The organism is Tateyamaria algicola (assembly GCF_047715485.1).
Lineage (GTDB): Bacteria > Pseudomonadota > Alphaproteobacteria > Rhodobacterales > Rhodobacteraceae > Tateyamaria.
This window is the reverse complement of sequence record NZ_CP180422.1, coordinates 2,172,816-2,194,897: the sequence shown is the minus strand read 5'-3', so window position 1 is coordinate 2,194,897 and position 22,082 is coordinate 2,172,816. Positions and strand designations below refer to the sequence as shown.

The 22,082-nt window shown below is 60.9% G+C and carries 22 protein-coding genes and 1 tRNA gene; 12 read left to right on the top strand and 11 right to left on the bottom strand.

The features are described 5' to 3' along the window. Positions 1 to 181: 181 nt before the first annotated feature. The gene (locus ACMHLQ_RS13200) at positions 182 to 985 is read left to right on the top strand and encodes an undecaprenyl-diphosphate phosphatase (RefSeq protein ID WP_415401113.1); all 804 of its coding nucleotides are present in this window, start codon (positions 182 to 184) and stop codon (positions 983 to 985) included. Here ACMHLQ_RS13200 and ACMHLQ_RS13195 read toward each other — a convergent pair. After that, positions 982 to 1,962, bottom strand: coding sequence for a complex I NDUFA9 subunit family protein (locus ACMHLQ_RS13195; protein WP_415401112.1), 981 nt, complete (start codon positions 1,960 to 1,962; stop codon positions 982 to 984). The two genes, ACMHLQ_RS13200 and ACMHLQ_RS13195, sit on opposite strands and share 4 nt — an antisense overlap. Before the next feature lie 204 nt (positions 1,963 to 2,166). On the opposite strand from ACMHLQ_RS13195, the gene ACMHLQ_RS13190 reads away from it, so the two are divergent. Then, a tRNA-Leu gene (locus ACMHLQ_RS13190) sits at positions 2,167 to 2,253 on the top strand. Positions 2,254 to 2,255: 2 nt separating this feature from the next. Here the strand turns inward: ACMHLQ_RS13190 and ACMHLQ_RS13185 are convergent. Then, positions 2,256 to 4,802 (bottom strand): cation-translocating P-type ATPase, encoded by a 2,547-nt coding sequence (locus ACMHLQ_RS13185; protein WP_415401111.1) that lies wholly within the window; start codon positions 4,800 to 4,802, stop codon positions 2,256 to 2,258. 103 nt (positions 4,803 to 4,905) lie between these two features. Between ACMHLQ_RS13185 and ACMHLQ_RS13180 the strand changes: the two genes are divergently transcribed. Further along, positions 4,906 to 5,271 (top strand): phasin family protein, encoded by a 366-nt coding sequence (locus ACMHLQ_RS13180; RefSeq protein WP_415401110.1) that lies wholly within the window; start codon positions 4,906 to 4,908, stop codon positions 5,269 to 5,271. On the opposite strand, the gene ACMHLQ_RS13175 is transcribed toward ACMHLQ_RS13180, so the two are convergent. Both ACMHLQ_RS13175 and ACMHLQ_RS13170 read right to left on the bottom strand, forming a co-directional pair. Then, on the bottom strand, positions 5,256 to 6,974 hold the full coding sequence (locus ACMHLQ_RS13175; RefSeq protein WP_415401109.1) for a PHA/PHB synthase family protein: 1,719 nt from the start codon (positions 6,972 to 6,974) through the stop codon (positions 5,256 to 5,258). The two genes, ACMHLQ_RS13180 and ACMHLQ_RS13175, sit on opposite strands and share 16 nt — an antisense overlap. After that, positions 6,971 to 7,468 (bottom strand): hypothetical protein, encoded by a 498-nt coding sequence (locus ACMHLQ_RS13170; protein ID WP_415401108.1) that lies wholly within the window; start codon positions 7,466 to 7,468, stop codon positions 6,971 to 6,973. Before ACMHLQ_RS13170 ends, ACMHLQ_RS13175 begins: the two co-directional genes overlap by 4 nt. Positions 7,469 to 7,596: 128 nt before the next feature. Here ACMHLQ_RS13170 and adhP point away from each other — a divergent pair, with 128 nt between their 5' ends. Next, a complete protein-coding gene (gene adhP / locus ACMHLQ_RS13165) occupies positions 7,597 to 8,625 on the top strand; it encodes an alcohol dehydrogenase AdhP (protein WP_415401107.1) in 1,029 nt (342 codons plus the stop codon). A gap of 23 nt (positions 8,626 to 8,648) precedes the next feature. Here adhP and ACMHLQ_RS13160 read toward each other — a convergent pair whose 3' ends face one another. Next, positions 8,649 to 9,686, bottom strand: coding sequence for a sodium:calcium antiporter (locus ACMHLQ_RS13160; RefSeq protein ID WP_415401106.1), 1,038 nt, complete (start codon positions 9,684 to 9,686; stop codon positions 8,649 to 8,651). A 158-nt stretch (positions 9,687 to 9,844) separates the two neighbouring features. Between ACMHLQ_RS13160 and ACMHLQ_RS13155 the strand changes: the two genes are divergently transcribed. Continuing rightward, positions 9,845 to 11,011, top strand: coding sequence for a site-2 protease family protein (locus ACMHLQ_RS13155; RefSeq protein ID WP_415401105.1), 1,167 nt, complete (start codon positions 9,845 to 9,847; stop codon positions 11,009 to 11,011). 140 nt (positions 11,012 to 11,151) lie between these two features. Beyond that, positions 11,152 to 12,702, top strand: a complete 1,551-nt coding sequence (locus ACMHLQ_RS13150) for a PAS domain S-box protein (RefSeq protein WP_415401104.1) — start codon at positions 11,152 to 11,154, stop codon at positions 12,700 to 12,702. Here ACMHLQ_RS13150 and ACMHLQ_RS13145 read toward each other — a convergent pair. Then, on the bottom strand, positions 12,669 to 13,430 hold the full coding sequence (locus ACMHLQ_RS13145) for a response regulator (RefSeq protein WP_415401103.1): 762 nt from the start codon (positions 13,428 to 13,430) through the stop codon (positions 12,669 to 12,671). The two genes, ACMHLQ_RS13150 and ACMHLQ_RS13145, sit on opposite strands and share 34 nt — an antisense overlap. A 161-nt stretch (positions 13,431 to 13,591) precedes the next feature. Here ACMHLQ_RS13145 and ACMHLQ_RS13140 point away from each other — a divergent pair, with 161 nt between their 5' ends. Next, positions 13,592 to 14,266: a helix-turn-helix domain-containing protein gene (locus ACMHLQ_RS13140; RefSeq protein WP_415401102.1), complete on the top strand. Its 675-nt coding sequence runs from the start codon at positions 13,592 to 13,594 to the stop codon at positions 14,264 to 14,266. A 27-nt stretch (positions 14,267 to 14,293) separates the two neighbouring features. Here the strand turns inward: ACMHLQ_RS13140 and ACMHLQ_RS13135 are convergent, their stop codons facing one another. After that, positions 14,294 to 15,475 carry a hypothetical protein gene (locus ACMHLQ_RS13135; protein ID WP_415401101.1) on the bottom strand — a complete coding sequence of 394 codons (1,182 nt, stop codon included), beginning with the start codon at positions 15,473 to 15,475 and terminating at the stop codon, positions 14,294 to 14,296. Positions 15,476 to 15,626: 151 nt separating this feature from the next. Between ACMHLQ_RS13135 and ACMHLQ_RS13130 the strand changes: the two genes are divergently transcribed. Both ACMHLQ_RS13130 and ACMHLQ_RS13125 read left to right on the top strand, forming a co-directional pair. Beyond that, complete coding sequence (locus ACMHLQ_RS13130) at positions 15,627 to 16,100, top strand: Hsp20/alpha crystallin family protein (protein ID WP_415401099.1); 474 nt, start codon at positions 15,627 to 15,629, stop codon at positions 16,098 to 16,100. A 57-nt stretch (positions 16,101 to 16,157) separates the two neighbouring features. After that, complete coding sequence (locus tag ACMHLQ_RS13125) at positions 16,158 to 16,997, top strand: universal stress protein (RefSeq protein WP_415401097.1); 840 nt, start codon at positions 16,158 to 16,160, stop codon at positions 16,995 to 16,997. Here the strand turns inward: ACMHLQ_RS13125 and ACMHLQ_RS13120 are convergent. After that, on the bottom strand, positions 16,987 to 17,694 hold the full coding sequence (locus ACMHLQ_RS13120; RefSeq protein WP_415401096.1) for an endonuclease/exonuclease/phosphatase family protein: 708 nt from the start codon (positions 17,692 to 17,694) through the stop codon (positions 16,987 to 16,989). The genes ACMHLQ_RS13125 and ACMHLQ_RS13120 overlap by 11 nt on opposite strands. Before the next feature lie 54 nt (positions 17,695 to 17,748). Here ACMHLQ_RS13120 and ACMHLQ_RS13115 point away from each other — a divergent pair, with 54 nt between their 5' ends. Continuing rightward, the gene (locus ACMHLQ_RS13115; protein ID WP_415401094.1) at positions 17,749 to 18,405 is read left to right on the top strand and encodes a hypothetical protein; all 657 of its coding nucleotides are present in this window, start codon (positions 17,749 to 17,751) and stop codon (positions 18,403 to 18,405) included. Positions 18,406 to 18,421: 16 nt separating this feature from the next. Here ACMHLQ_RS13115 and ACMHLQ_RS13110 read toward each other — a convergent pair whose 3' ends face one another. Both ACMHLQ_RS13110 and ACMHLQ_RS13105 read right to left on the bottom strand, forming a co-directional pair. Further along, positions 18,422 to 18,721 (bottom strand): chaperone modulator CbpM, encoded by a 300-nt coding sequence (locus tag ACMHLQ_RS13110; protein WP_415401093.1) that lies wholly within the window; start codon positions 18,719 to 18,721, stop codon positions 18,422 to 18,424. 4 nt (positions 18,722 to 18,725) lie between these two features. Continuing rightward, positions 18,726 to 19,658, bottom strand: coding sequence for a DnaJ C-terminal domain-containing protein (locus ACMHLQ_RS13105; RefSeq protein ID WP_415401092.1), 933 nt, complete (start codon positions 19,656 to 19,658; stop codon positions 18,726 to 18,728). A gap of 124 nt (positions 19,659 to 19,782) precedes the next feature. Here ACMHLQ_RS13105 and ACMHLQ_RS13100 point away from each other — a divergent pair, with 124 nt between their 5' ends. Both ACMHLQ_RS13100 and ACMHLQ_RS13095 read left to right on the top strand, forming a co-directional pair. Beyond that, on the top strand, positions 19,783 to 20,628 hold the full coding sequence (locus tag ACMHLQ_RS13100; RefSeq protein ID WP_415401090.1) for a universal stress protein: 846 nt from the start codon (positions 19,783 to 19,785) through the stop codon (positions 20,626 to 20,628). Positions 20,629 to 20,687: 59 nt separating this feature from the next. Beyond that, positions 20,688 to 21,155, top strand: coding sequence for a ClbS/DfsB family four-helix bundle protein (locus ACMHLQ_RS13095; protein ID WP_415401089.1), 468 nt, complete (start codon positions 20,688 to 20,690; stop codon positions 21,153 to 21,155). Between the two features lie 17 nt (positions 21,156 to 21,172). Here ACMHLQ_RS13095 and ACMHLQ_RS13090 read toward each other — a convergent pair whose 3' ends face one another. Beyond that, positions 21,173 to 22,057, bottom strand: a complete 885-nt coding sequence (locus ACMHLQ_RS13090; RefSeq protein WP_415401088.1) for an MBL fold metallo-hydrolase — start codon at positions 22,055 to 22,057, stop codon at positions 21,173 to 21,175. Between the last annotated feature and the right edge of the window lie 25 nt (positions 22,058 to 22,082).

The following is a 22,082-nucleotide window of genomic DNA, read 5'->3' as shown; positions in this document are numbered from 1 at the left end:
TACGACATGTTCTGGCGGAATAAAAGTCATAGATGCTGACATAATTTAAGATTTATTTACTGTTGCGCGCGCACAAGCAACCAGCCGTTAGTAAATATGTGTCCGATTCGGACATATATTCTGGCTTTGCGTTCAGAATCAGAGACTTGTACTAACAGAGTATCACGAGGAACGCGCAGTCATGACTCTTTTCCAACTTCTGGTTGTTGCCGTTGTCCAAGGCATCACTGAGTTCTTGCCGATTTCTTCGTCTGGCCACCTCATCTTGTTGCCCTCACTCACGGGCACCCCAGATCAGGGATTGGCCATTGACGTGGCGGTCCATGTGGGCACTTTGCTGGCCGTCATCCTCTATTTCTGGACCGATGTGCGGATCGCCGCCCACGGTCTCGGACGGCTGGCGCGGGGCAAGGTCGACACACCAGGCGCGTTCCTCGCCCTCTGCCTCATCATTGCAACGATTCCCGCAGTCGCAGTGGGTCTGGTCATCAAGGTCACCGGGCTGGACGAGGCCATGCGCTCCGTCGCCGTGATCGGATGGACGATGCTGATCTTTGGCCTTGTCCTGTACTGGGCCGACATGACCGGTGACACCGAACGCACAGCCGAGCGGTGGACCCTCAAGGACGCAGCCCTCATGGGCCTCGCCCAATGCCTCGCCCTGATCCCCGGCACGTCACGCTCGGGCATCACCATCACCGCCGCGCGCAAACTTGGCTACGGGCGCGAAGGGGCCGCAAGACTTGCCATGCTGATGTCAATCCCGGTGATCATGGCCTCGGGCCTCGTGCTGAGCCTTGATGTCATCGGGGATGCCAATTGGGCCCTGATGCGCGACGCCAGCATCGCCGCCGCCTTCGCCTTCCTCGCCGCATTGGGCGCACTTGTCCTGATGATGCGCCTTTTGCGCAGCGTCAGCTTTACACCTTACGTGATCTACCGCGTGGTCCTGGGGATTGGCCTGCTGATCTGGGCTTATACCTAGGCGCGCAGGTTCTTGGCGCTTTCCTTGATCGCGTCATACTGACCCGACGGGCGGAAGCGCCAGAGGTAGTCAGGCAGCACCGATTCCATCGCCACCGGCGCGATCCCCAGATCGGCAAAGCCCATCGCATCCGCGCCCACGACATTGTCCTTGCGCAGGTTGCGCACCTGATCGCGTGTAATCTGCGCCGGGATCAGCCCAAGCGTCAGCGCGTTCACCATGTCAAAGCCAAAGCCCATCAGGCCAGCGACAGGGAATGGAATGTTCACCACGGCGCGTCGCCGCCGGATCACGTCCAGCATCAGCGCCATCAGATCGCGAAAGCTGCGCACATCCGGACCGCCCAACTCGTAGACACCGGGGGCCACATCGCTGGTCAGCGCCAATTCCGCCGCCTTGGCAACGTCATCCACATAAACCGGCTGGAACATCGTATCCGCACCGACCACAGGCAGCACCGGCCCCATGCGCGACATGCCTGCAAAGCGGTTAAAGAACCCGTCCTCGGGACCAAACACGATAGACGGGCGCAGGATCACGGCACCGGGCACATGTTCCACGACCGCAGCTTCGCCAGCACCCTTGGTGCGCGCATAATCGCTGTCGCTTTCGGTATCTGCCCCGATGGCAGACACGTGCACCATGTGCGAAACACCCTGCTCGGCGGCGATGCGGGCAATACGGCCTGCACCTTCCGCCTGCACGGCGTCAAAGGTGTTCTTGCCGCTTTTTGCCAGAATGCCCACACAGTTCACCACGGCATCAGCGCCGGCCATGACCTGCGCCACCGAAGCATCATCCCGAATGTTGCACAGCACAGGCTCGACCTGGCCCACAACGCCATACGGTTTGACAAAGATCGCCTCGTTCGGGCGACGCACGGCCACGCGCACACGCCAACCGGCCTTGGCCATGCGCCGCGCGATGTATCGCCCGACAAACCCCGACCCGCCATAGATGGTGACCAGCTTGGACATGACCCGCTCCTTGCGCATGAAACCTGAATGTATCTACCGCCCGCCCCAAACACAGACAAGACGCCAATTTGGCGCGGGGCGGGGCTGGCTTCTCTGTTCCCGAAAAATCCTCGCCGAAGGCACCTGCCGCCACAACACGAACCAACGCCAGAATCGGATTGACACCCCCCGCCACTGCGCTTAAACGCCCCAACACCAACCCGTGCCCAGATGGCGGAATTGGTAGACGCGCTAGCTTCAGGTGCTAGTGTCCGTATGGACGTGGAGGTTCGAGTCCTCTTCTGGGCACCATTTCACCCCTCTTTGATAACAACTGGCTGCTGCGGACTATGGCGCGCGCGTGCCCATTTGATCGCCTCGGGCACGATCAGCAGTGGCAGCGACAGGCCCGCAATCCATAGCCAGTGTTCGCCTTGCAACGGCACTGTGTGCAGCAAAATCTGCAAGCCCGGCAGATACACCGCAGCGACCTGTAGCCCCAGCGTCACGATCAGGGCGAGGATCAGAAACCGGTTCGACAGCCAGCCGATGCGACTGACCGGTGTCTTCAGAGAGCGGAATGCAAAGACGGACATCTTCTCGAACACCACCATCGCCGTAAACGCCAGCGTGTTTGCAACCGCAGGATCGACGGGCAGAAACGTATAGAACAGGAACAGGCTGGCGCATCCCGTGTAAGTCCCGAACGCAAGGATCAGCAATACGCCGGAGCGCCCCAGGATCGGGCTGTCCGGGTCACGCGGGGGCTGGTGCATCTGACCGGGCTCGGCCTTTTCCAGCCCGAGGGCAACAGCCGTCACGCCGTCCGTCACGAGGTTCATCCACAGTATCTGTGTGGCGAGAAAGATCAGGGGGCCGCCGATCAGGATGTTTGCCACGAGCGCGACCACTTCGCCCGCGTTCGAGCTGAGCAAATAGCGCACGAATTTCCGAATGTTCAAGAATTGCCGCCGCCCCTCGTCAATCGCGTTGACGATGGTGCGAAAGTTGTCGTCCAGCAGGATGACATCCGCCGCCTCCTGCGCCACGTCCGTTCCGCGCTGGCCCATGGCGACACCGATATCGGCGCGCTTGAGCGCGGGCGCGTCATTCACGCCGTCGCCCGTCATGGCCACCACCGCGCCATTGGCTTGCAACGCCTGAACAATGCGCAACTTGTCGGCAGGGCGAGTGCGGGCGAACAGGACATCGCTGCGCAATGCCTCGGTCAGCTGCACATCCGTCAGCGTGCCAAGGGCGTCACCCGTCAACACCTGTTGGACGGGAATACCAAGGTCTTGCGAAATGGTGCGCGCCGTTACCGGACTGTCGCCCGTGATCATGATCACGCGGATGCCGGCATCCCGCGCGCGCCCAATGGCACCTGCCACCTCCATGCGGGGCGGGTCCATCAGACCCACGAACCCTAGCAGGCACAGATCGTCCTCTTCGATGTCCTCGCCCACGGCGCCCCGGTCAGCCAGCGCGATAACACGCAGCCCTTGGGCGGCCAGCGCCTCATAGGCTTGCGTCAGATCCTTTCGCCGCGCGTTCGTCATGGCCACATCCGCGTCCTGCCAGGCGACGTGCGAGGCGCGTTGCAGGACAACCTCAGGCGCGCCCTTGAGCAACAGGCGACGTCCGCCTGGCCCGTCAAACAGCATCGACATGCGCTTGCGCTCACTGGAAAACGGCACCTCGGCCAGCGCGTCCCCCGCGGGCACATCACCGATGCGCAACGCCAGCTCGAGCAGGGCAACCTCGGTCGGGCTACCAACTGAATGTTCTATGCCGCTTGCATCGATGGAACGCGTGGCATGTGTGCAGATGCCCGCAACCGTCGCGATCCGCGCATACAGACCCGCGCCATCGGCAGCACCCAATGCCGGGATGTCATGCAGACCACCTGCCGCCCAAAGATGCGTTGCCACCATGCGGTTCTCGGTCAGGGTGCCGGTCTTGTCCGTGCAAATCACCGTCGCCGCGCCAAGGGTTTCGATAGCCTGCATGCGCCGCACCAACGCGTTCTTGCGTGCCATGGCCCCGGCCCCAAGCGCCAGAGTGATCGTCACCACCGCGGGAAGACCTTCGGGCACCATCGCAACCGCAAGCGAGATGGCTGTCAGAACCATCGCGAACATGTCCTGCCCCGCCAACACCCCAAGCAGTGCAACGCCAGCACCGATCAGAATCGCAACGATCCCCAGCCATCGGGCCAGGCGGCCCAGCACGATCTGCAACCGGGTGGGCCGTCGGTCGATACCGCCTGTCAGCTGCGCAATCTCTGCAAAAGCCGTGTCCGGCCCGGTCGCGGTCACCTCGACCTCTGCGCTGCCCAGGACCATGGATGTCCCGGCAGATATCCCTTGCCCCGGCGATTTGGAGACGGGAACGGATTCGCCCGTGAGCACGCTTTCGTCAATCTCGGCCTGGCGCGAGATCAGCAGGGAACCATCCGCTGCTATCCGATCCCCGGCAGTCAGGATCAGGATGTCGCCGGGCACGATATCCCGCGCCGGAATACGGTGTTCTTGCCCGTCGCGGCGCACAATCGCGGATGGATCAAGCATGTCGGTCAGAGCGGCCAGCGCACGTTCGGCCCGCCATTCCTGAACAAATCCCAAGGCGGCGTTCAAAACGACAACGGCGACAATCACCGCCGCGTCTATCGTTTCACCAAGCAGGGCGGCCAACCCGGCCGCCAGCACGAGGATTAGAATCAAAGGGCTCGCCACCTGCCGTGCGGCGGTACGCCACCAGGGCACCGGCGGCAGCCGCGGCATTTCGTTCGGGCCATGCACGTCCAGCCGTTGGGCTGCTTCCTGCGCGCTCAAACCGCTCAGCTTTGATGCGTGTTCCATGCGCACTTCATGCGGTCGACCGACCTCGCAGGTGTTGATCAATGTCAATGCGCCCAACCCCGTTCTGGTTGAAACTCGGGCACATCAGAGAGGAGCACCAACAATGACAAAATCACAAAAATCAGAGACCAGCGCATCTGTGGAACCGGAAAAGGTTTTTCAGTCGCTGACTGACGTCCAGATGGCGGGCTTGGGATCACTCTCGTGGCTGGGCACAAAATGGGTCGAAACCATGAGCGACTTTGGCGCGGAATGGCTGCATTTCGTGGCCGAGCGGGTCAAGGAAGACGTGAAAACCCAGCATGAATTGCTGCACGCCAAGAACATGGGCGATGTCCAGCACATCCAGGCGACATTTCTTCAGAAGGCCATCGACGACTACCAGAACGAGACCGGAAAGATCGTTCAGTTCTGTTCCGACACCATGGCTGACATCCAGGCCAAAGCGGCAGATCAGTCAAAGACGTAGTGTCCCGGCGCAGGGTCGAGGGCGGTCCAATCCCCTTCGACTGCGCCACGGCTTGAATGGGCGTGCAACCATGTCGTCCAGTCGGGCCACCACGATCCATCCTTGGGTGCCTGTGCATCAAACCACGCATCCGGCCCGACGAACCGGGTGCCTTCGGTCTTGTCCAGATCGCGAAAGTGGCGACGCTTGTGACCCGGTTCTGACAGCACACCGCCATTGTGGCCGCCATTCGTCAGCACAAACCGAACATCCGTGTCGGTCAACGCCAACAGCTTGAACACGGACCGCCACGGCGACACATGATCCGTCTCTGTTGCGAGGCAATAGACTGGTGCGCGGATGTCGGTCAGAGACACGCGTTTGCCGTCGACACGGTAGGTGCGATTGGCAAGGCCGTTTTCCAGAAACAGGGACCGCAGGTAGGTGGTGTGCATGCGCGCGGGCATCCGCGTTGCATCCGCATTCCACGCCATGAGGTCGTTGAGCGACGTGCGCTCGCCCAGCAGGTAGTGCCGGATCACCCGGCTCCAGATCAGGTCAGCGGGGCGCAGCATCTGAAAGGCCGCCGCCATCTGCCGAGCTTCCAAATAGCCCTGATCGGCCATCAAGTCCTCCAGGTAGGCGACCTGTGCTTCGCTCATGAACGTGCCCAACTCGCCCGGTTCGGTGAAGTCGGTCTGGCTGGCCAGCAGCGTCAGCGTGTGAAACGGGGTATCCGTGTCCGTCCCACCGGCCGCCGCAGCGGCAATGGCCAGCAGCGTCCCGCCAAGGCAGTACCCAACCGCGTGCACCTGGGGGATGCCATGTTCGGCCTTCATCCAGGCCAGCGGCTCGGAAATGCCCAGCCTGAGATAGTCGTTCAGATCAAGATCGGCGTCTTCCTTGCCCGGGTTCTTCCACGACAAGGTAAACACCTCGAAGCCTTGCGCGACGAGATAGGCGATCATCGAGTTTTCGGGCGAAAGATCGAGGATGTAATACTTCATGATCCACGCAGGCACGATAAAGATCGGGGGGCGGGCCAGATCGGGTGTCGTGGGATGATAGCGGATCAACTCGACCAGCCGGTTTCGGTACACGACATCGCCGGGGGTGATGGCCAGTGTCTGCCCAACCTTGAACGGCCCAAGATCACGCGGCTTGCCGGTTGCCGTGGTCACAGCGTCATCCAGCCAGTGCTGCCAGCCCTGCGCAAGGCTGGCGTTCCCGGTCTTCACCGCACGGTTCAGGACAACCGGGTTGGTCAGTGCAAAGTTTGAGGGGCTGACCATGTCCAGCGCCTGGCGCGCGTAGAATTCCAAGGCTCTTTGATGTTTGGGATCGAGGCCCGGCAGAGGCGCCAGCGCCTTTTGCCACCAGTTCTGTGTGGCCAGGAACGTATCGCGATAGAAGGAATAGGGCGGCAATTGCCACAACGGGTCAGCAAACCGCGGATCGCTTTGCGCGCCGGGGTCGGACATCACAACGGTTCCCATTCCCTCGCCCACCGCAGACAGCATGGCACGCTGCCGGTCGGGTGACAGGGCCGTATGCGCGGCCCAATCCGTCCACGCGACCATGAGGGCGGCGGGCGAAAGACCCCCGGTCAGACGCGCTAGGGTCGCGTGCAACTTCTGGTCCGCGGATTTGGGCGGCGTGGTACGCTGTTCTTTGTCCGAGGCAGAGGCCGGGCGTGCCTGTGGCCGGATCACTGTGTCACTCATCCCTGCCACTCCGTCCCGACGCCGCAATGCAGGGTGAACGCTTTGAGCCGGGCGGCGGTGTCTGGGTCGTCGGCACGTTTGTTCGACACGATCAATTGCGCAATCAACGGGCGGCCAAGCCGACGTTCCAGCACCTGAAGCGGTGCCGTGCTTTCCTTGGCATCGGCGCATGTCAGGGCGGCGGCCACCCGCACATCCGCATCAACCAAGCGGTCGATCACGGTGTTCACCGGCGCCGCTGGCTTTCCTGCCCAGACCGGCCCGACCACAACCGCGAGGCCATCGGGGCCGGGCAGGTGCACGCTTTCATTCAATGGGGCTGGCGCGCCCCGATACCCATCACGCCCCGCTGTCAACCAACTGAGGAAGGGCCAGTGATACCAATGGGTTGTGACGATCTGCAGGTGCCCCTCGATGGCGACGGCAATCCGGTCTGCCAGGGCACGCGATTGCCCGGTCTTGGAATAGCATATGATCTCGGCTGTCTGGGTCACTGGCCTGCTCCGCTGCGCTCAGCCTCGATTAACCGTTTCGCAGGCCGGTCAGCTTGAGATTTGTCAATCCGCGCAGTGGCCCGCATCGCTAGTCATGCGTCTGAACAACCCCTGACAAGGAAACGCCCATGACGCGCACCATGAAAGCCGCTGTTGTCCCCGGCCTTGGCAAGCCCCTCGACATTCGACAGGTGCCTGTGCCCAGCATCGGTCCCGGGCAGGTTCTGGTGCGCGTGCGTGCCAGTGGTGTGTGCCACACCGACTTGCACGCAGCGGAAGGCGACTGGCCCGTCAAACCAACGGCGCCCTTTATCCCCGGCCACGAGGGTGTCGGCGAAGTGGCCGAAATCGGTGCGGGCGTGACGCATCTCAAGGAAGGGGACAGGGTCGGTGTCCCATGGCTCCATACCACATGCGGGCGGTGCGAACATTGCGCTGGCGGTTGGGAGACGCTGTGCGAGAGCCAGCAAATGACCGGATACACCGTCAATGGCGGTTATGCCGAATACGTGGCTGCGGATGCCAACTATGTCGGCCTGATCCCGGGTGGCTTGGAATTCGGGCCAGCCTCGCCCGTGCTGTGCGCCGGGGTGACGGTTTACAAGGGCTTGAAGGAAACCGAGGTGCGGCCCGGCCAGTGGGTCGCCATCTCGGGCATTGGCGGGCTGGGACACATGGCGGTGCAGTATGCCAAGGCGATGGGCATGCATGTGGTCGCGGTCGATATTGCCGATGACAAGCTGGCCCTGGCAAAGCGGCTTGGGGCGGACGAGGTGATCAATGCGCGCGACACCGACCCGGTGGTCGAGGTGACCAAACAACTGGGCGGCGTGCATGGCGCGCTGGTGACAGCCGTGTCGACCAAGGCGTTTGCCCAGGCCACGGGCATGTTGCGCCGACACGGCACCATGTCACTTGTCGGTCTGCCACCCGGCGACTTTCCCTTGCCCATTTTCGACGTTGTTCTGAAACGGCTCACCATCCGCGGCTCGATTGTGGGGACGCGCCTGGACTTGACCGAAGCCCTGACATTTGCGGCGGATGGGTCGGTTCAAACCACATTCACATGGGACAAGCTGGACAACATCAACGCGATCTTTGACCGGATGAAGGCCGGACAGATTGACGGGCGCGTGGTTCTGGACATCGACGGGTAGCTGACACGGCTACCCGACCTTGGTCAGCGTGCCTGATAGTAGGCGATCAGACTGGCCAGGAACAGGATCAGCACAATAACGGAATCCAGCCCGAACGGGCCCACCTTGGGTTTGCGGCGCACGATCAGACCGATCAGATAGATGGATGTCACGGCGATACCAAAAGACAGCGACAGCCCGACGGTGGCCGACGTATCCCGCAGGATTGGCCCGCCGCGAAACAGGATGTCCGCCGGAAACACCAGCACCAGCATGATGAGGTTGCTGCCGAAAATGTTGGAAATCGCCATCGTGTAAGCGCCAAGCCGGACAGCCGTGATGCTGGTGGTCAACTCGGGCAAGGACGTCGCCGCAGCCAGGAGCGTGACCCCGACAAAGCTGGTGCCCAGCCCGGATTGCGCGGCAATGCGATCTGCGAACACGACCAAAAGCAATCCGAAGACAAGGATGCCCAGACAGGCCACAACAGCCTGCCACACGAGGCTTCGGTCGCTTTGGCCCGCAAGACCGTAAGGCGCCGGGAACGGCAAAGGCTCGGGATCGGGCAGATCGACGGGCACCCAGTCATTCGATCCGTCATAGCGGCGCAGCAGCCAGATCGCACCGCCATAGACAAGGGCGATGATAACAGTGCCAAACCCGATTCCGGCGACGGCAAACGTCTCACCAATGTTGATGACGATCAGGGCAACCGAAAGAAGGAAGACCAGCAACGTCGCCTCGAGCGCGTGATTGGCCTTGCGCGGGTAGTTCGTGATCGCCCCTTTGGCCACGAAATCGGACATGGCCAGAATAGCGGTTTGCAGGGCAATGCCACCAAACAGGTTGTTCAGGACAAGGTCACGGGATTGCTGAATGGCCGCCGACAGCGTGGTCGCGACTTCGGGCAGGGATGTCGCCAGCGAAAGGATCAACAGGCCCATCAGCGATTTGGCGAGGTTAAAGCGATCCGCAAGCGTGTCTGCCAGATAAGCCAGACGCGCACCCGCAACCCAAACGCACCCGGCAGACAGTGCGAACGCGACGACACTTATGGCAAAGGGTGTGTCGGGGATCTGCATGAAACAGGTCTATGGCCACCGTGGCCGTGCGTATTGATATTGGTCAACACCGCGATCTCGGCGGCCCGCGCCGACACGATTGAGCAAAATCAACGAAACGCATGCCGCGCATGGATAAACTGCCTGCAGATACGAGGCGTTCCATGTTTTCTCATGCTGTGAAATTGCTCAACGTCAACGGCTTTGACATCAAGGTCGACCCCAGTTGGCTCTTGATTGCGGCGTTGATCACTTGGGCATTGTCGCGCCACTATTTCCCCACTGCTCTGCCGGATCGGGATGTGGCGACCTATCTGGTCATGGCGCTGGTCACGATGCTGTGCTTCTTTGCGTCGCTGGTGCTGCACGAACTGGCCCACTCGCTGGTTGCGCGCCGGTTCGGTGTGCCGATCAAGAACATCACGCTGTTCCTGTTCGGCGGCGTGGCCGAGTTGGAAGCCGAACCGCAATCGGCACGCGTCGAGTTCTGGATCGCCGTGGCCGGGCCGGTGATGAGCCTGTGTCTGGGCCTCAGCCTATGGATATCGATGCAGGTGTCGCTGATTGTGACGGGCGCAACGGCGCTGACCGAGGTTCTGTCCTATCTCGCCCTGATCAACGTTGTTCTCGCGGTGTTCAACCTCGTGCCCGCCTTTCCCCTGGATGGAGGGCGCATCCTGCGCGCGCTCTTGTGGCACCGCAGCGGCGACGTGCTGCGCGCCACAGCAACCGCGGCAAGATCGGGCGCGATATTTGCATATGCCCTGATGGGTCTGGGTGTGCTGGCCCTGTTCCAGGGTGGTCTGATGACCGGGCTGTGGAACATCATGATCGGGCTTTTCATCTTGGGGGCTGCGCGGGCCAGCTATCAACAGCAATTGGCCAAGGTCGCATTTGAAAACAAGACCGTGGGCGACCTGATGCAATCCGATCCGATCACCGTCGATCCCAACGCGTCGCTCGATGAATTTGTGAATCGCATCATGTTGGGCCGCAATGTCAGCTTTGTGCCCGTGGTCGAAAACGGCGTCTTGCTGGGCCATATGGACCCCAAGGTGCTGGCCGACATTGATCGCGAAAACTGGACCAACACGCAGGTCGGCGACGTCTTTGCCGGTCTTGAGGACGCCAGCACCATTTCCCCCGATGTCACGATCGAGGCGTTGTTCAAGCAGATATCAGGCAGCGGGTGCCGCAAATACATGGTGGTCAAGGGCCGCCAGCTTGTCGGCGTCATTTCCCTGTCTGACCTGACGCGGTTTCTGAACCTGTCGGACAGGTTGTTGCGCCATGGCGAGCCGCGCGACGATGAAGGGCAACAATCAGTCACGCGCCAACCTTCGTAGGTGCAAGCAGCGTTTGTACCCAGCCGAATAGAGCTTTTCAGGCTCAGAGCACGCATTTGAGGCGCCCACTTGACCAGGATCAATTCGGTTTCGCCCCAGACATGAGCATCCTGACGCCGCACAGGAAACGAAAGATACCAATGGATACCCCGGCACAAGACAGTGCCCTGTTGCACGCAATCCTCGATGTGACTGTCGATGCAGTTGTCGTGTCGGACGCCGCTGGGGTTATCCTCCGCACGAACCCGGCGGCGCATCGCCTGTTTCAATACGACAGTGATGAGTTGATCGGGCAAAGCGTGAATGTGCTGATGCCCAGAGCGCTTGCCGATCTGCATGATGGGTTCATGTCGCATCACCTCGAAACGGGCGAGGAACGGATCATCGGCGTCGGCCGCGATGTCGAGGGGCAGCGCAAGGATGGATCGGTGTTTCCCCTGCACCTGTCTGTCGCGCGCGCCGATGTCGATGGCGCGCCGCTGTTTATCGGTATCCTGCGTGACCTGACGATGCGCAATGCCACGCAACAGGCCCTGGCCCGGTCGCAGCGTCTTGATGCCATCGGGCAGATGACAGGCGGGATCGCACATGATTTCAACAACCTGCTGACCGTGGTCATCGGGAACCTTGAGTTGATGGAGATGCGCGGGCCAACCGACCGGCAGATCGCACTTATCAAGGACGCGCTGGATGCCGCCACCCTCGGCGCGGACCTGACCGCGCGCCTGATGATCTTTGCACGCAAAAGCCACCTCAAGCCGCGCGTGACCGATTTGCGCAGCCTGTGCGAAGAGACCCTGTCCATTCTGAAACGCACATTGGGCGCGAACTGCCGCATCAAGACTGAATTCGGCGACCCGCTTAGCCCTGTCCTTGTCGACCCCGTGCAATTGCAGTCGGCCCTGATGAACCTTGCATTGAATGCCCGCGACGCGATGGGCGGTCGTGGAGAGCTGTTGGTGTCGGTCGCAAATGTCACCATTGACGACACCTACATGGCGCAAGAGACGGACATGGAGCCCGGCGAGTATGTGCGATTGTCGGTCAGCGATGATGGGGCAGGCATGAGCATCGAAGCACAGCGCCGCGCCTTCGAACCCTTCTTTACAACCAAGGCCGACAGCGGTGGTACGGGTCTGGGCCTTGCCATGGTGTACGGGTTCGTCCGCCAATCAGGCGGTCATGTCACGCTGTATAGTGAGTTGGGTCACGGGACGAGCTTTGGGCTGTATTTTCCCGCCATGGCGGCGTCTATCGACGGCGAGGATGAGGACGACACCGAGCAGCAACGCGCGCAGTCACCCCAGGGCAGGGGTGAAACCGTTCTGGTTGTCGAGGACAATCCGAAGGTGCGCAAACTGTCCATCGCACGTATCCGCGATCTCGGCTTCAACACCAAAGAGGCGGCGAGCGGAGACGAGGCATATGCCATGCTTGCGGACGGCGCCCATATCGACATCGTGTTTTCCGATCTCGTCATGCCGGGCACGTTGAACGGCTACGATCTGGCCGCCAAGGTTGCATCCGAATTCCCCGACACCAAGGTCCTGCTGACATCCGGTTACGCGAGTGACGTTGTCACGGGTGCCATGGCCAAGGGGCAGGAACACGAAATCCTGCACAAACCTTATCGCCAGTCCAACCTTGCCTTACGGCTTCAGGCGCTCTTGGCGGGCGATGGCGATAGGTGAACCTGACGCACGTCGCAGACCAGCACGTAACCGATGCCACGCACCGTCTTGATCAGTTGGGGTTTTGAGGGGTCACGCTCGATCTTTTTGCGCAGGCGCGCGACTTGATTGTCGATGGTGCGATCCAGCGGGGTCCATTCGATGCCACCTGTCAAATCCATCAGTTGATCACGCGACAGCACCCGTTTGGGGCGGTCGAGAAAGACATTCAACAGTTTGAAATCACCACTGGTCAGTCCGCAATCCTGACCGGCACGGTCCAGCAGTTCCAACCGATCCGGCGTTGCGATCATGCCGTCAAAGCTGAGTTGGCTGACGGGCGGCTGATCGCCCACGCCCACCCCATAAGGCGTCTGAACATCAAGGGTCCGGCGCAAGACGCTCTTGACCCGCGCAGTCACCTCGCGGACGTGAAACGGTTTGGTGATGTAGTCGTCTGCACCGACTTCCAGGCCGACGACCCGGTCAATGACATCATCCTTGCCCGTGACCATGATGATGGGCAGGCGCGATGTCCGCCGGATGTCTCGCGCCAGTTCGATCCCGTTGTCCGCGCCAAGGTGAATATCCAGCGTGACCAAATCGACCTGGCCCCGTTTCAGCGCGCGCATAACGCCAATCGCGCTCTCTTCTTCAACGACGGCAAAACCCTCATCCTCAAGCACGTTGCGCAAGAGGTTCCGAACCCTCGGATCATCATCAACGACAAGTATGGTCTGAGCAGGCACGAGGCAGTCTCCCAAGCAGGCGGGGCAGTTTCAGACTAGCACGAGTCGGGAGGTGTCTGCGATGCCTCATACAAAATGATACAATTCCCGGCGCGCGTGTGCCCATTCGCGATACATCGATAGGTCACTATGGCTCCAGATCACTCAGGGGGCCGACCAAGATGTATGTCACGATACCGAGCGACCACTTCGATACGAAACCTTTCTATGTCGTCACACCCAACGCACAGCGCACCACCGAAAAACGCCTTAAATCAAAGTCCTACCTATATTATGAAGGCGATGAGGTCGATTGGCTTTATCAAGTCAACAGCGGTGTCCTGCGCCTGACCCGCCTGCTGGAAGACGGCCGCCGCCAGGTCATCGCCTTTGGCTACCCCGGCGATATTGTCGGCTTTCCGTCCGAGGGGCGTTATCATACTGACTGTGATGCCTTGACTGAAACGCGGCTGCAGCCCTATCGCAGATCCGCACTGGAGACCGGCGATGGCGATCCAGCGCTGCACCGATCGCTTTTGCAGGCCGCACTGCGAGAGATCAGTGCCATGCAGGACCATTTCATGATGCTTGGGCGCAAGTCAGCGGCGGAAAAGGTGGCCTCGTTCCTGTGTGTGCTGTCCGCCCGCGTCGGCCAGAGGCTGGGCGCATACACCCAGGTCGTTCTGCCGATGAGCCGCGCGGATATTGCGGATTTCCTCGGCCTCACGACAGAAACGGTCAGCCGGGCGCTGACACAGCTGCGCAAGTCCCAGATCATCGCAATCGAGAACAATCACACGGTCATCTTTCTGCGCCCGGACGCGTTGCTGAACCTGTCGCGCGGCGACGACGACTGACCTGATGCCCGCGCATGCCGGCTCGGCCTAGCCATCCATCAGGGTCAAGTCCGCCTCCAGAACGGGCCCTGTGTTGCCGACAAGGTATTGAAAAACCGCATGAGTCATGGCGCCGATCCCAAGCAGGACAAGCGTGTAATTGGCCACCCAGCCGACGAACGGGATAAAGTTCAGCAGTGCGATGAAACTGATTGCGGCGGCGAACACGATCAGGCGTTGGATATGGGTCGGGTCCGCGTCGCCGCCCAGCCCAGACCAGATCCGCAGTGCAACGCTATAAGCCCCCAACGCATAGCCCAATGTCCACGCCACGACGATCACGAGCAGGGCGATGGGCACAAATGGCAGGCCGATGATGGTCAATGCCGTGATCGGCACAGTCCCAAAGAGCATGGATAACCCGATCACGCCCAACAGCAGTGTTTGGCCCGGTCCCTTTGCAATCGTCTGTCTCATGGCTTCCAACGGTTTGGGCAGGAATGACAACATGACTGCACCCAGGGCCACAAAGAACAATAGCGAGATGACGAACCCGGCAAAGACCGACGCGAAGGTCGGCAGCATTGGCAGATCCTTGCGCCAGTTGGCCAGTTCATCACGCGCGGTCTTGCCGGAAAACGGATCGAACACGACGCGGTTGGCTGGTGCGACGCGCTCGGGCACGGCGATCCTGTCTTGCGTGCTGTAGGTCAGCGTTCCGGCAACTTCTGCGTTGGGGCCAAAGGAGATGGTTTGCGCCACGATCCGCGCATCCGACCCAAGCCGGGCGTTCAGCACCACATCGCGCGCGGTCACGGTCAGCGCCCCCTCGACAGGGCCATCGACCGTCACGGTGTTACCGAACAGGCGCGCGTTTCCAGTGGTCTCGGACCCTGTGCCCAGGCGCACCGAGAATCCTCCGGCGGTCAAATCCTCACCAACTGCTGCACTGACAACAACAGTGCCCCCAAATGCATAAAGGTCCTCGCGCGTGTCAGCCGCAACAGTCACGTCATAGCCTGTGACATGCAGATCCCCCGACGCGCGGCCGCGCACATCCGATTTGCGGGCCGAGACAAAGGTGTCGCCCAGCGTTTCGATGGGTTCGGTCACCACACCTCCGGCAAAGAACGTGTCATCCCCCGTTGTTGCGGTCGTGGTCTCGGACCATGCAGCGGTGCAAATCGAGATGGAAATGACAATGCTCGACACAAGTGCAGATTGGCGCATGGCGTGCTCCTTTGGGCCGTGAAATCAATGAGTCCAGACTATCCCGGCAACGACCCCCTCGATTGATCGCGATCAATCGAGGGGGCCACGTTCCGGTGCAGACTGGGGATGACACGATGTCCGTGTCTGACACCCAGAAAGGAGACTTGCGATGTCACGCCATCCCCTGCCAGATCAGCGCTCAGAACTTGGTGACTCCCCATTTTTCCCGTCTTTCCAGAAAGAGATGAACCGCCTCATTGATCAGTTCCGGACCGGCTTTCCCATGCCTGACCTGGGGGGCGGGTTTCAGGCTGCGGTCATGCCCGCGATAGACGTTGTTCAAACCGATGGCGCGGTCGAGATCAGCGCCGAAGTGCCCGGTGTGAAGGAAGACGACATCGAGGCCGCGATCAAAGGCGACGTGTTGATCCTGAAGGGCGAAAAGAGTTCCGAGCACGAGGAAAGCGAAAACGACTACCGCCTGATCGAGCGTAGCTACGGCAGCTTTCGGCGGCAGATCGCGCTTGGGTTCACACCTGATGACGACGCCGTCGAGGCCCATGTCGAGAACGGCATTCTGAAGGTGCGTATCCAAAAGCCCGCAACCGTGGACATGCGCAAGATTGATATCAAAAAAAGCTGAAAGCTGAAGGGGCGCCCGGTTCGCCCCTCAATTCACGTCCCCGACAGGAGCAGTGCGATGCGCATCAAAACCCTTCTCGTTTGCCTGACGACGCCCGCGCATGCAGAGACGTTGATGAAGCTGGCCGTGCCCCTGGCCCGCGCGCATGATGCGCATCTGGTTGGGCTGCACACCCTGCAATCCGTCCTGATCTATCCCGGCATCGCCATGCACATTCCCGAGCCCGCCTTTTCCGCTTTCAACGAAAGCCAGCGGGAAGAAGCGGAACAGATTAAGGCGGTGTTCACCAAGCACACGGCGAATGAAGACTTCCCAAGCGAGTTCCGACTGGTGCGGGCCGAGGATGCGTCGGCAGCCGAGCGGTTGGTCGAGAGCGCGAGAGCCGCGGACCTTGTGATCATGGCGCATGCTGACCCAGAGAATGACCGCTATGATCAGCGCGACAGCCAGGTGCGGGTGATCAGGGAAAGCGGGCGACCGGTCATCGTTGTGCCATTGGGGTACGAGGGCGACATCGTTGGCGAAAACATCCTGCTCGGATGGAGCGACACGAGAGAGGCCGCCCGGGCCGCACATGATCTGCTGAGCCTCGCCACACCAGGCGCGACAGTTACAGTGCTGCGCGTCGCAAGCCCGCAACGGGATGCCCTGAAAGATGCATGCGGGATCGCGTTGTCCGAGGCGCTTTCGCGGCACGGCCTCAAGACCACGCTGGAACAACGCGACGCGAGGGACAAGGACATCGCCGAGGTGTTGAAACAGGTCGCTTTTGAAAAGGGGGCCGATCTGATTGTGACCGGGGCATTCGGGCACTCCAAAGCCTATGACTTTGTGATCGGCGCCACGACCTATGCGCTGTTGCGCGATGCGCAACTGCCCGTGATGTTCAGCAAGTAGGTGTGACAGGCGGCACTGATATGTCCGACCAGATCGGCAGATGGTCCGATGCCTGCCGCGCCAGGCCGGTCTGCGCCACGCCCGCATTCTGCATCTCGACACCATGGCTCAGCGCAATGCGATCAAGCGCGGCAACGGGCCGTGAGGCATGAAAGGTCTTGCCCGGCGCATGAACGGCAAACCGCGACGCCAGAGGTTCCAGCCCCTTTTTGTCCGACCACTCGTTAAAGTCGCCGACGATGGCAACGTGCGTCTTGTGCGCCACCGCGGCGTTGATCCTATCCAACTGGGCGCGCCGATCCTTGCGGCGCAAACCAAGGTGGGTGGCAACCATGCTCAGCCCCGCCCCAATGGCGACGTCAATGCGCACCGCGCCACGCGGCTCAAGCCCGGGAAGGGACAGGCGTTCAATGCCCGCGTATTCGACGTGATCCGCAACAAGAATTGCATTGCCGTGCCAGCCGAGGCTGACATCGTTGTGGGCCACGTCCACGACCGAGAAATCCGTCTCGCGTTCGATCATGTCACGGGGCAACGCAGCCTTGCGCGGGCCAAGCCGTTTGTCCGCCTCTTGCAGAAGGACGATGTCCGCCCCCAAATCATTGATGACCTGCAACGTCCGCTCGGGGTTCCGCCTTTGGTCCAGACCACGGGCCTTGCGCACATTGTAGCTGGCGATGCGGAGTGATGTTTTCATGGTCCCTATATGGGTTCGAACCCTGCAACTTTGAATGGTGGGAGGAACACGCACATGCGATCCTTGGCAAAAACCGGCGGTCCGCTGATGCTGGCGATCTGGGCACTGTTGCTGGCCGCCGCGCTCGCCGCCTTTGCCGCCACCCGGTGGGACCTTGCCTTTGTCAGTCTGGCCACTTTGGGTCTGTCGCTGTTGCCGCCTCTTCTGGCGGCGCGCTGGTCTCTGTCCCTTCCGCTTCCGTTTCTTCTGGCGACGACGATCTTCATCTTTGCCTCGGTCTTCATGGGCGAGGCACTGGATTTCTACGAACGGGTCTGGTGGTGGGACCTTGTGTTGCACGGGGCCGCCGCGATCGGCCTTGGGCTGACCGGGTTCCTGTTCGTTTTCATGTTGTTTGAGGGCGACAGGTTCGCGGCACCGCCATCAGCCCTTGCGTTCATCACGTTTTGCGTTGCGATGACCGCAGGGGCGATGTGGGAAGTGTTCGAATATGCCATGGACCAACTGTTCGGGCTCAACATGCAAAAGTCGGGCTTGGATGACACCATGGGCGACCTGATGATCAACACGGCGGGCGCCCTGGTCGCGGCCGTCACGGGGTACATCTATGTCAAACACAGTTATGCCGGGGTTCTGGGGCGCAGCCTGACACAGTTCATCCGGCACAACAGACGCCTGTACCGCAAGTACAAGGATCGCCTGAGAAAGTAGTCGGCCCGATACGCCCCTAAAGTGCGTTCAGACGCGCGAGGGCGCGGCGTGCCAAATCCCGTTGCTCGATCAACTCCAGAACAAGTGCGATTCCGGCAACATTGATGCCAAGGTCACGGCTCAGGCGCTGCGCCTTTTTGGCCCGCACGATGCTGCGCCCCCGAAAGTGCCAGTTGTCCGAAGACGACCCTACCGGTTCAAGCACACCGTATTGGACCAGTTCGACAACCCACTCTTCATCAGCCTGACAAAACCGGCAGAGTTCCTGCAACGACAGGGCCTCAAGAATGTCTGATGCGTGCTCGGCTTTCTTCATAACTTCATCCTCCAAGATGCGCGCGCGGATCGAACGGAATTTCCTGGCTCATGCGTTCAAAGAGGGCCCGTGCCTGGGCTGTCGTAACCTTGGGGTTCACGATTTTCAGCGTGGCATAGACATCGCCAGCCACCGGCCCCGGCAGGCCCTTTCCCTTCAGCCTGAGTTTCTGACCCGTGCGCGCGTTTTTCGGAATTTGCAGGTCAACCTTGCCGCCCGGAGTTGGCATCACGACCTTTGCGCCCAGCGCGGCCTCCCAAGGTGCGATGGGAAGTTCGAGGTACAGATCGCGCCCTTCAGGTCGGTAGATCGGATGGGCGGCAAAGGTGATTTCCAGAAACAGATCGCCACCCTGTCCGGCCCCCAAGGACGGCGCGCCCTGACCGGCCAGCCGGATGTGCTGCCCCTCGCTGACCCCTTTCGGGATGTGGACCGTCACGGTCCGGTCTTGCACAGTCACCTGCCCGTCGGGGCCAAGAACGGGTGCGTGCAGCGACAGTGTCCGGGACGCGCCGTGATAGGCGTCTTCGATACTGATTTCCAGCTTTGCATGCGTATCTGCACCGGGCCCTTGATACATATCGGCCCGACCGCCCGGTCCACGTCGGAACAGGGTTTCAAAGAAGTCGCTGAAGGCCCCATCGCCGGTGTAAGCGCTGTCGGAAAACTGGAACCCGCCTTCCCACTCCGGTGGAGGGCGAAAGCTGCCGTGACCGCCATGCGGGTCTTGCCCCAACTGATCGTAGGCGGCCCTCTTTTCCGGGTCCTTCAGAACCTCGTAGGCTTCGTTGATATCCTTGAATTTCGCCTCTGCATCCGCGCTGCTGTCGATGTCCGGGTGATACTTGCGCGCGTTCTTGCGGAACGACCGCTTGATGTCATCTGTTGATGCATCCCGGGCAACGCCAAGAATCCGGTAGTAGTCTTTGAAATCCATTGCTGTTGTCCGACACCTGATGTGGCGCGGATTTTGCCAGAACAGACCGCATCGCGATTGATCCATGTCATTTGTGATCGAGGCAATTGCGCCAGTGTGGCGACCAGGAAACCGGAGCGCCAACATGCAACGCACAACGACCCTGTTCGTGATTGATCAGGACACACCAGACGAGGCCATTTCGGCACAGGCCGAGGCGGCTTTGGAAACGGAAACGCACCTTAGCTGCCTTCTTCTTGCGCGGACGCCGACGCTGCCCATCGGCTCGTTTGGCGCATTGCCTTACGGATCGATCGACATCCCCGATCATTGGGCCGACACGCTGAACCAGTCCCGCCGCGCACAATCCGAACGCAGGGATGATATCGATACATTGCTCTCGCGCAGCGGTACCTTTGGAAGCGTCCAGTCCGTCATGTGCGTGACAAGCGAACTGTCTGCCGCGGTCGCACGTCAGGCCCGGGTCAGCGATGTGGCCTGCCTGGCGCCCAATTTGCGTGACGCGCCCGAGATTGAGCGAGAGGCGGCCTATGGTGTCCTGTTCCAGTCCCCCGCCGGGTTGATGCTGAACGGGTCCCCCTCGAGTCCCCGCGCCAAGGTCTTTGTGGCATGGAACAGCAGCGCGGCAGCGGCGCGCGCAGCCCATGTCGCCTTGCCGTATCTGAAAGGTGCGGACGAGGTCGTTATCGGGTGCTTTGACCCGGTCACCAGCCCCGACCAGGATGGTGCGGACCCCGGCACCGACATAGCCTCATGGCTCAGCCATCACGGCTGCCATGTCACGCTGACGCAATACCCCAGCGGCGGGCAGGAAATCGGCAAATGCATTCAGGACCGCGCCATCGAAGCAGGGGCGGATCTGGTGGTCATGGGCGCCTATGGGCATGCCCGTATGATCCAGGCCGTCTTTGGCGGAACAACGCGAACGATGATGGCGCAGACACGCTTGCCCGTTCTCATGGCGCACTGAGGCCCAAGGCCCGGAGGGAATGCAAATTGGCAGCTGAAAACAAAGAAAACCTCATCAAGATGACGTTGAAGGAGTACGGCAAGCTCACCCAGCTTATTGCCGGTTTGAATGCCTCGGACGCGGCGCAAAGTCTGGACGGCGTGTCGATCAAGGACACGATCGGGCACCGGGCACATTGGATTGGCTTGTTCCTGGGCTGGTATGCGGACGGCCAGGCAGGAAAGCAGGTGTTCTTTCCCGCCGAGGGCTACAAGTGGAGCGACCTCAAACGCTACAACGCCGATCTGCGGCAACGGCAAGCCGGGTTGGACTGGGAGGCCGCAAAGGCCCTGCTGGAGGATCAGACGCAGCTGTTGATGGAATTCATCGACAGCAAGAGCGAGGCCGATCTGTACGCGGCGCCCATGCAGGGTGCCCGGAACACGTGGACCCCCGGTAGATGGGCAGAGGCGGCGGGCGCCAGCCATTTCCGGTCTGCGGCGAAATTCATTCGCTCCGTGATGCGGGCCTTTCCCGACGACCCGTAACTGGCTGTCTATCACGTTCAGATCGCGTTGATCGGAACCTTGAGCATCGGCTTGCCGCTTTCGTTTGTCGGGACTGCGCCCGCACGCATGTTCACTTGCAAGGACGGCAGGATCAGCGACGGCATGTCCAGCGTCGCATCGCGCGCGGTGCGCAACTTGATAAACGCATCACGCGTCGCGCCCTGGCCGACGTGAATGTTTTCGGCCTTTTCCTCTGCGACCGTGGTCTCCCACATGATGTCCCGCCCACCAGGCCCGTAATCATGGCACATGAACAGCCGCATTTCATCCGGCAGGGCCAACACCTTCTGAATGGAATCATAAAGCGCGCCCGCATCCCCGCCCGGAAAATCCGCGCGTGCCGACCCGCCATCAGGCATGAACAACGTATCCCCCACAAAGGCCGCATCGCCGATCACATGTACCATGCACGCAGGCGTGTGCCCGGGCGTGTGCATCGCAAAGGCCGTCAGGCTGCCGATTCTGTAGGTGTCACCATCCTTGAACAGGCGATCGAATTGCGAGCCATCGCGCTGAAACTCCGTCCCTTCGTTGAACACTTTGCCGAACGTGTCCTGAACGATGGTGATCCGATCACCGATTCCGATTTTGCCGCCCAGCTTCGACTGGATGTAAGGCGCGGCGGACAAGTGATCGGCATGGACATGCGTTTCGATCAACCACTCGAGATCAAGCTTGTACTTCCGGATATAGGCAATGATTTCATCAGCATGCGCATAGGTGATGCGCCCGGCGGCATAGTCGATGTCCATGACGGAATCGATCACGGCACAAGACGTGGAGTTCGGATCCATCACCACGTAGCTGATGGTATTCGTCTGCGGGTCGAAAAAGGATTCGATGTCAGGATGGACCTGCACTTGTACCGGATACTGAGTCATATCAATCCCCATGATTGCTTTGGGC

Bases quoted from the DNA above. Each gene is read 5' to 3' on its own strand.
- ACMHLQ_RS13100 (WP_415401090.1), top strand. From the start codon at position 19,783: ATGCAACGCACAACGACCCTGTTCGTGATTGATCAGGACACACCAGAC.
- ACMHLQ_RS13115 (WP_415401094.1), top strand. From the start codon at position 17,749: ATGCGATCCTTGGCAAAAACCGGCGGTCCGCTGATGCTGGCGATCTGG.
- ACMHLQ_RS13125 (WP_415401097.1), top strand. From the start codon at position 16,158: ATGCGCATCAAAACCCTTCTCGTTTGCCTGACGACGCCCGCGCATGCA.
- adhP (WP_415401107.1), top strand. From the start codon at position 7,597: ATGACGCGCACCATGAAAGCCGCTGTTGTCCCCGGCCTTGGCAAGCCC.
- ACMHLQ_RS13195 (WP_415401112.1), bottom strand. From the start codon at position 1,962: ATGTCCAAGCTGGTCACCATCTATGGCGGGTCGGGGTTTGTCGGGCGA.
- ACMHLQ_RS13160 (WP_415401106.1), bottom strand. From the start codon at position 9,686: ATGCAGATCCCCGACACACCCTTTGCCATAAGTGTCGTCGCGTTCGCA.
- ACMHLQ_RS13105 (WP_415401092.1), bottom strand. From the start codon at position 19,658: ATGGATTTCAAAGACTACTACCGGATTCTTGGCGTTGCCCGGGATGCA.
- ACMHLQ_RS13135 (WP_415401101.1), bottom strand. From the start codon at position 15,475: ATGCGCCAATCTGCACTTGTGTCGAGCATTGTCATTTCCATCTCGATT.
- ACMHLQ_RS13140 (WP_415401102.1), top strand. From the start codon at position 13,592: ATGTATGTCACGATACCGAGCGACCACTTCGATACGAAACCTTTCTAT.
- ACMHLQ_RS13095 (WP_415401089.1), top strand. From the start codon at position 20,688: ATGACGTTGAAGGAGTACGGCAAGCTCACCCAGCTTATTGCCGGTTTG.
- ACMHLQ_RS13150 (WP_415401104.1), top strand. From the start codon at position 11,152: ATGGATACCCCGGCACAAGACAGTGCCCTGTTGCACGCAATCCTCGAT.
- ACMHLQ_RS13090 (WP_415401088.1), bottom strand. From the start codon at position 22,057: ATGACTCAGTATCCGGTACAAGTGCAGGTCCATCCTGACATCGAATCC.
- ACMHLQ_RS13180 (WP_415401110.1), top strand. From the start codon at position 4,906: ATGACAAAATCACAAAAATCAGAGACCAGCGCATCTGTGGAACCGGAA.
- ACMHLQ_RS13200 (WP_415401113.1), top strand. From the start codon at position 182: ATGACTCTTTTCCAACTTCTGGTTGTTGCCGTTGTCCAAGGCATCACT.
- ACMHLQ_RS13120 (WP_415401096.1), bottom strand. From the start codon at position 17,694: ATGAAAACATCACTCCGCATCGCCAGCTACAATGTGCGCAAGGCCCGT.
- ACMHLQ_RS13110 (WP_415401093.1), bottom strand. From the start codon at position 18,721: ATGAAGAAAGCCGAGCACGCATCAGACATTCTTGAGGCCCTGTCGTTG.
- ACMHLQ_RS13185 (WP_415401111.1), bottom strand. From the start codon at position 4,802: ATGGAACACGCATCAAAGCTGAGCGGTTTGAGCGCGCAGGAAGCAGCC.
- ACMHLQ_RS13175 (WP_415401109.1), bottom strand. From the start codon at position 6,974: ATGAGTGACACAGTGATCCGGCCACAGGCACGCCCGGCCTCTGCCTCG.
- ACMHLQ_RS13130 (WP_415401099.1), top strand. From the start codon at position 15,627: ATGTCACGCCATCCCCTGCCAGATCAGCGCTCAGAACTTGGTGACTCC.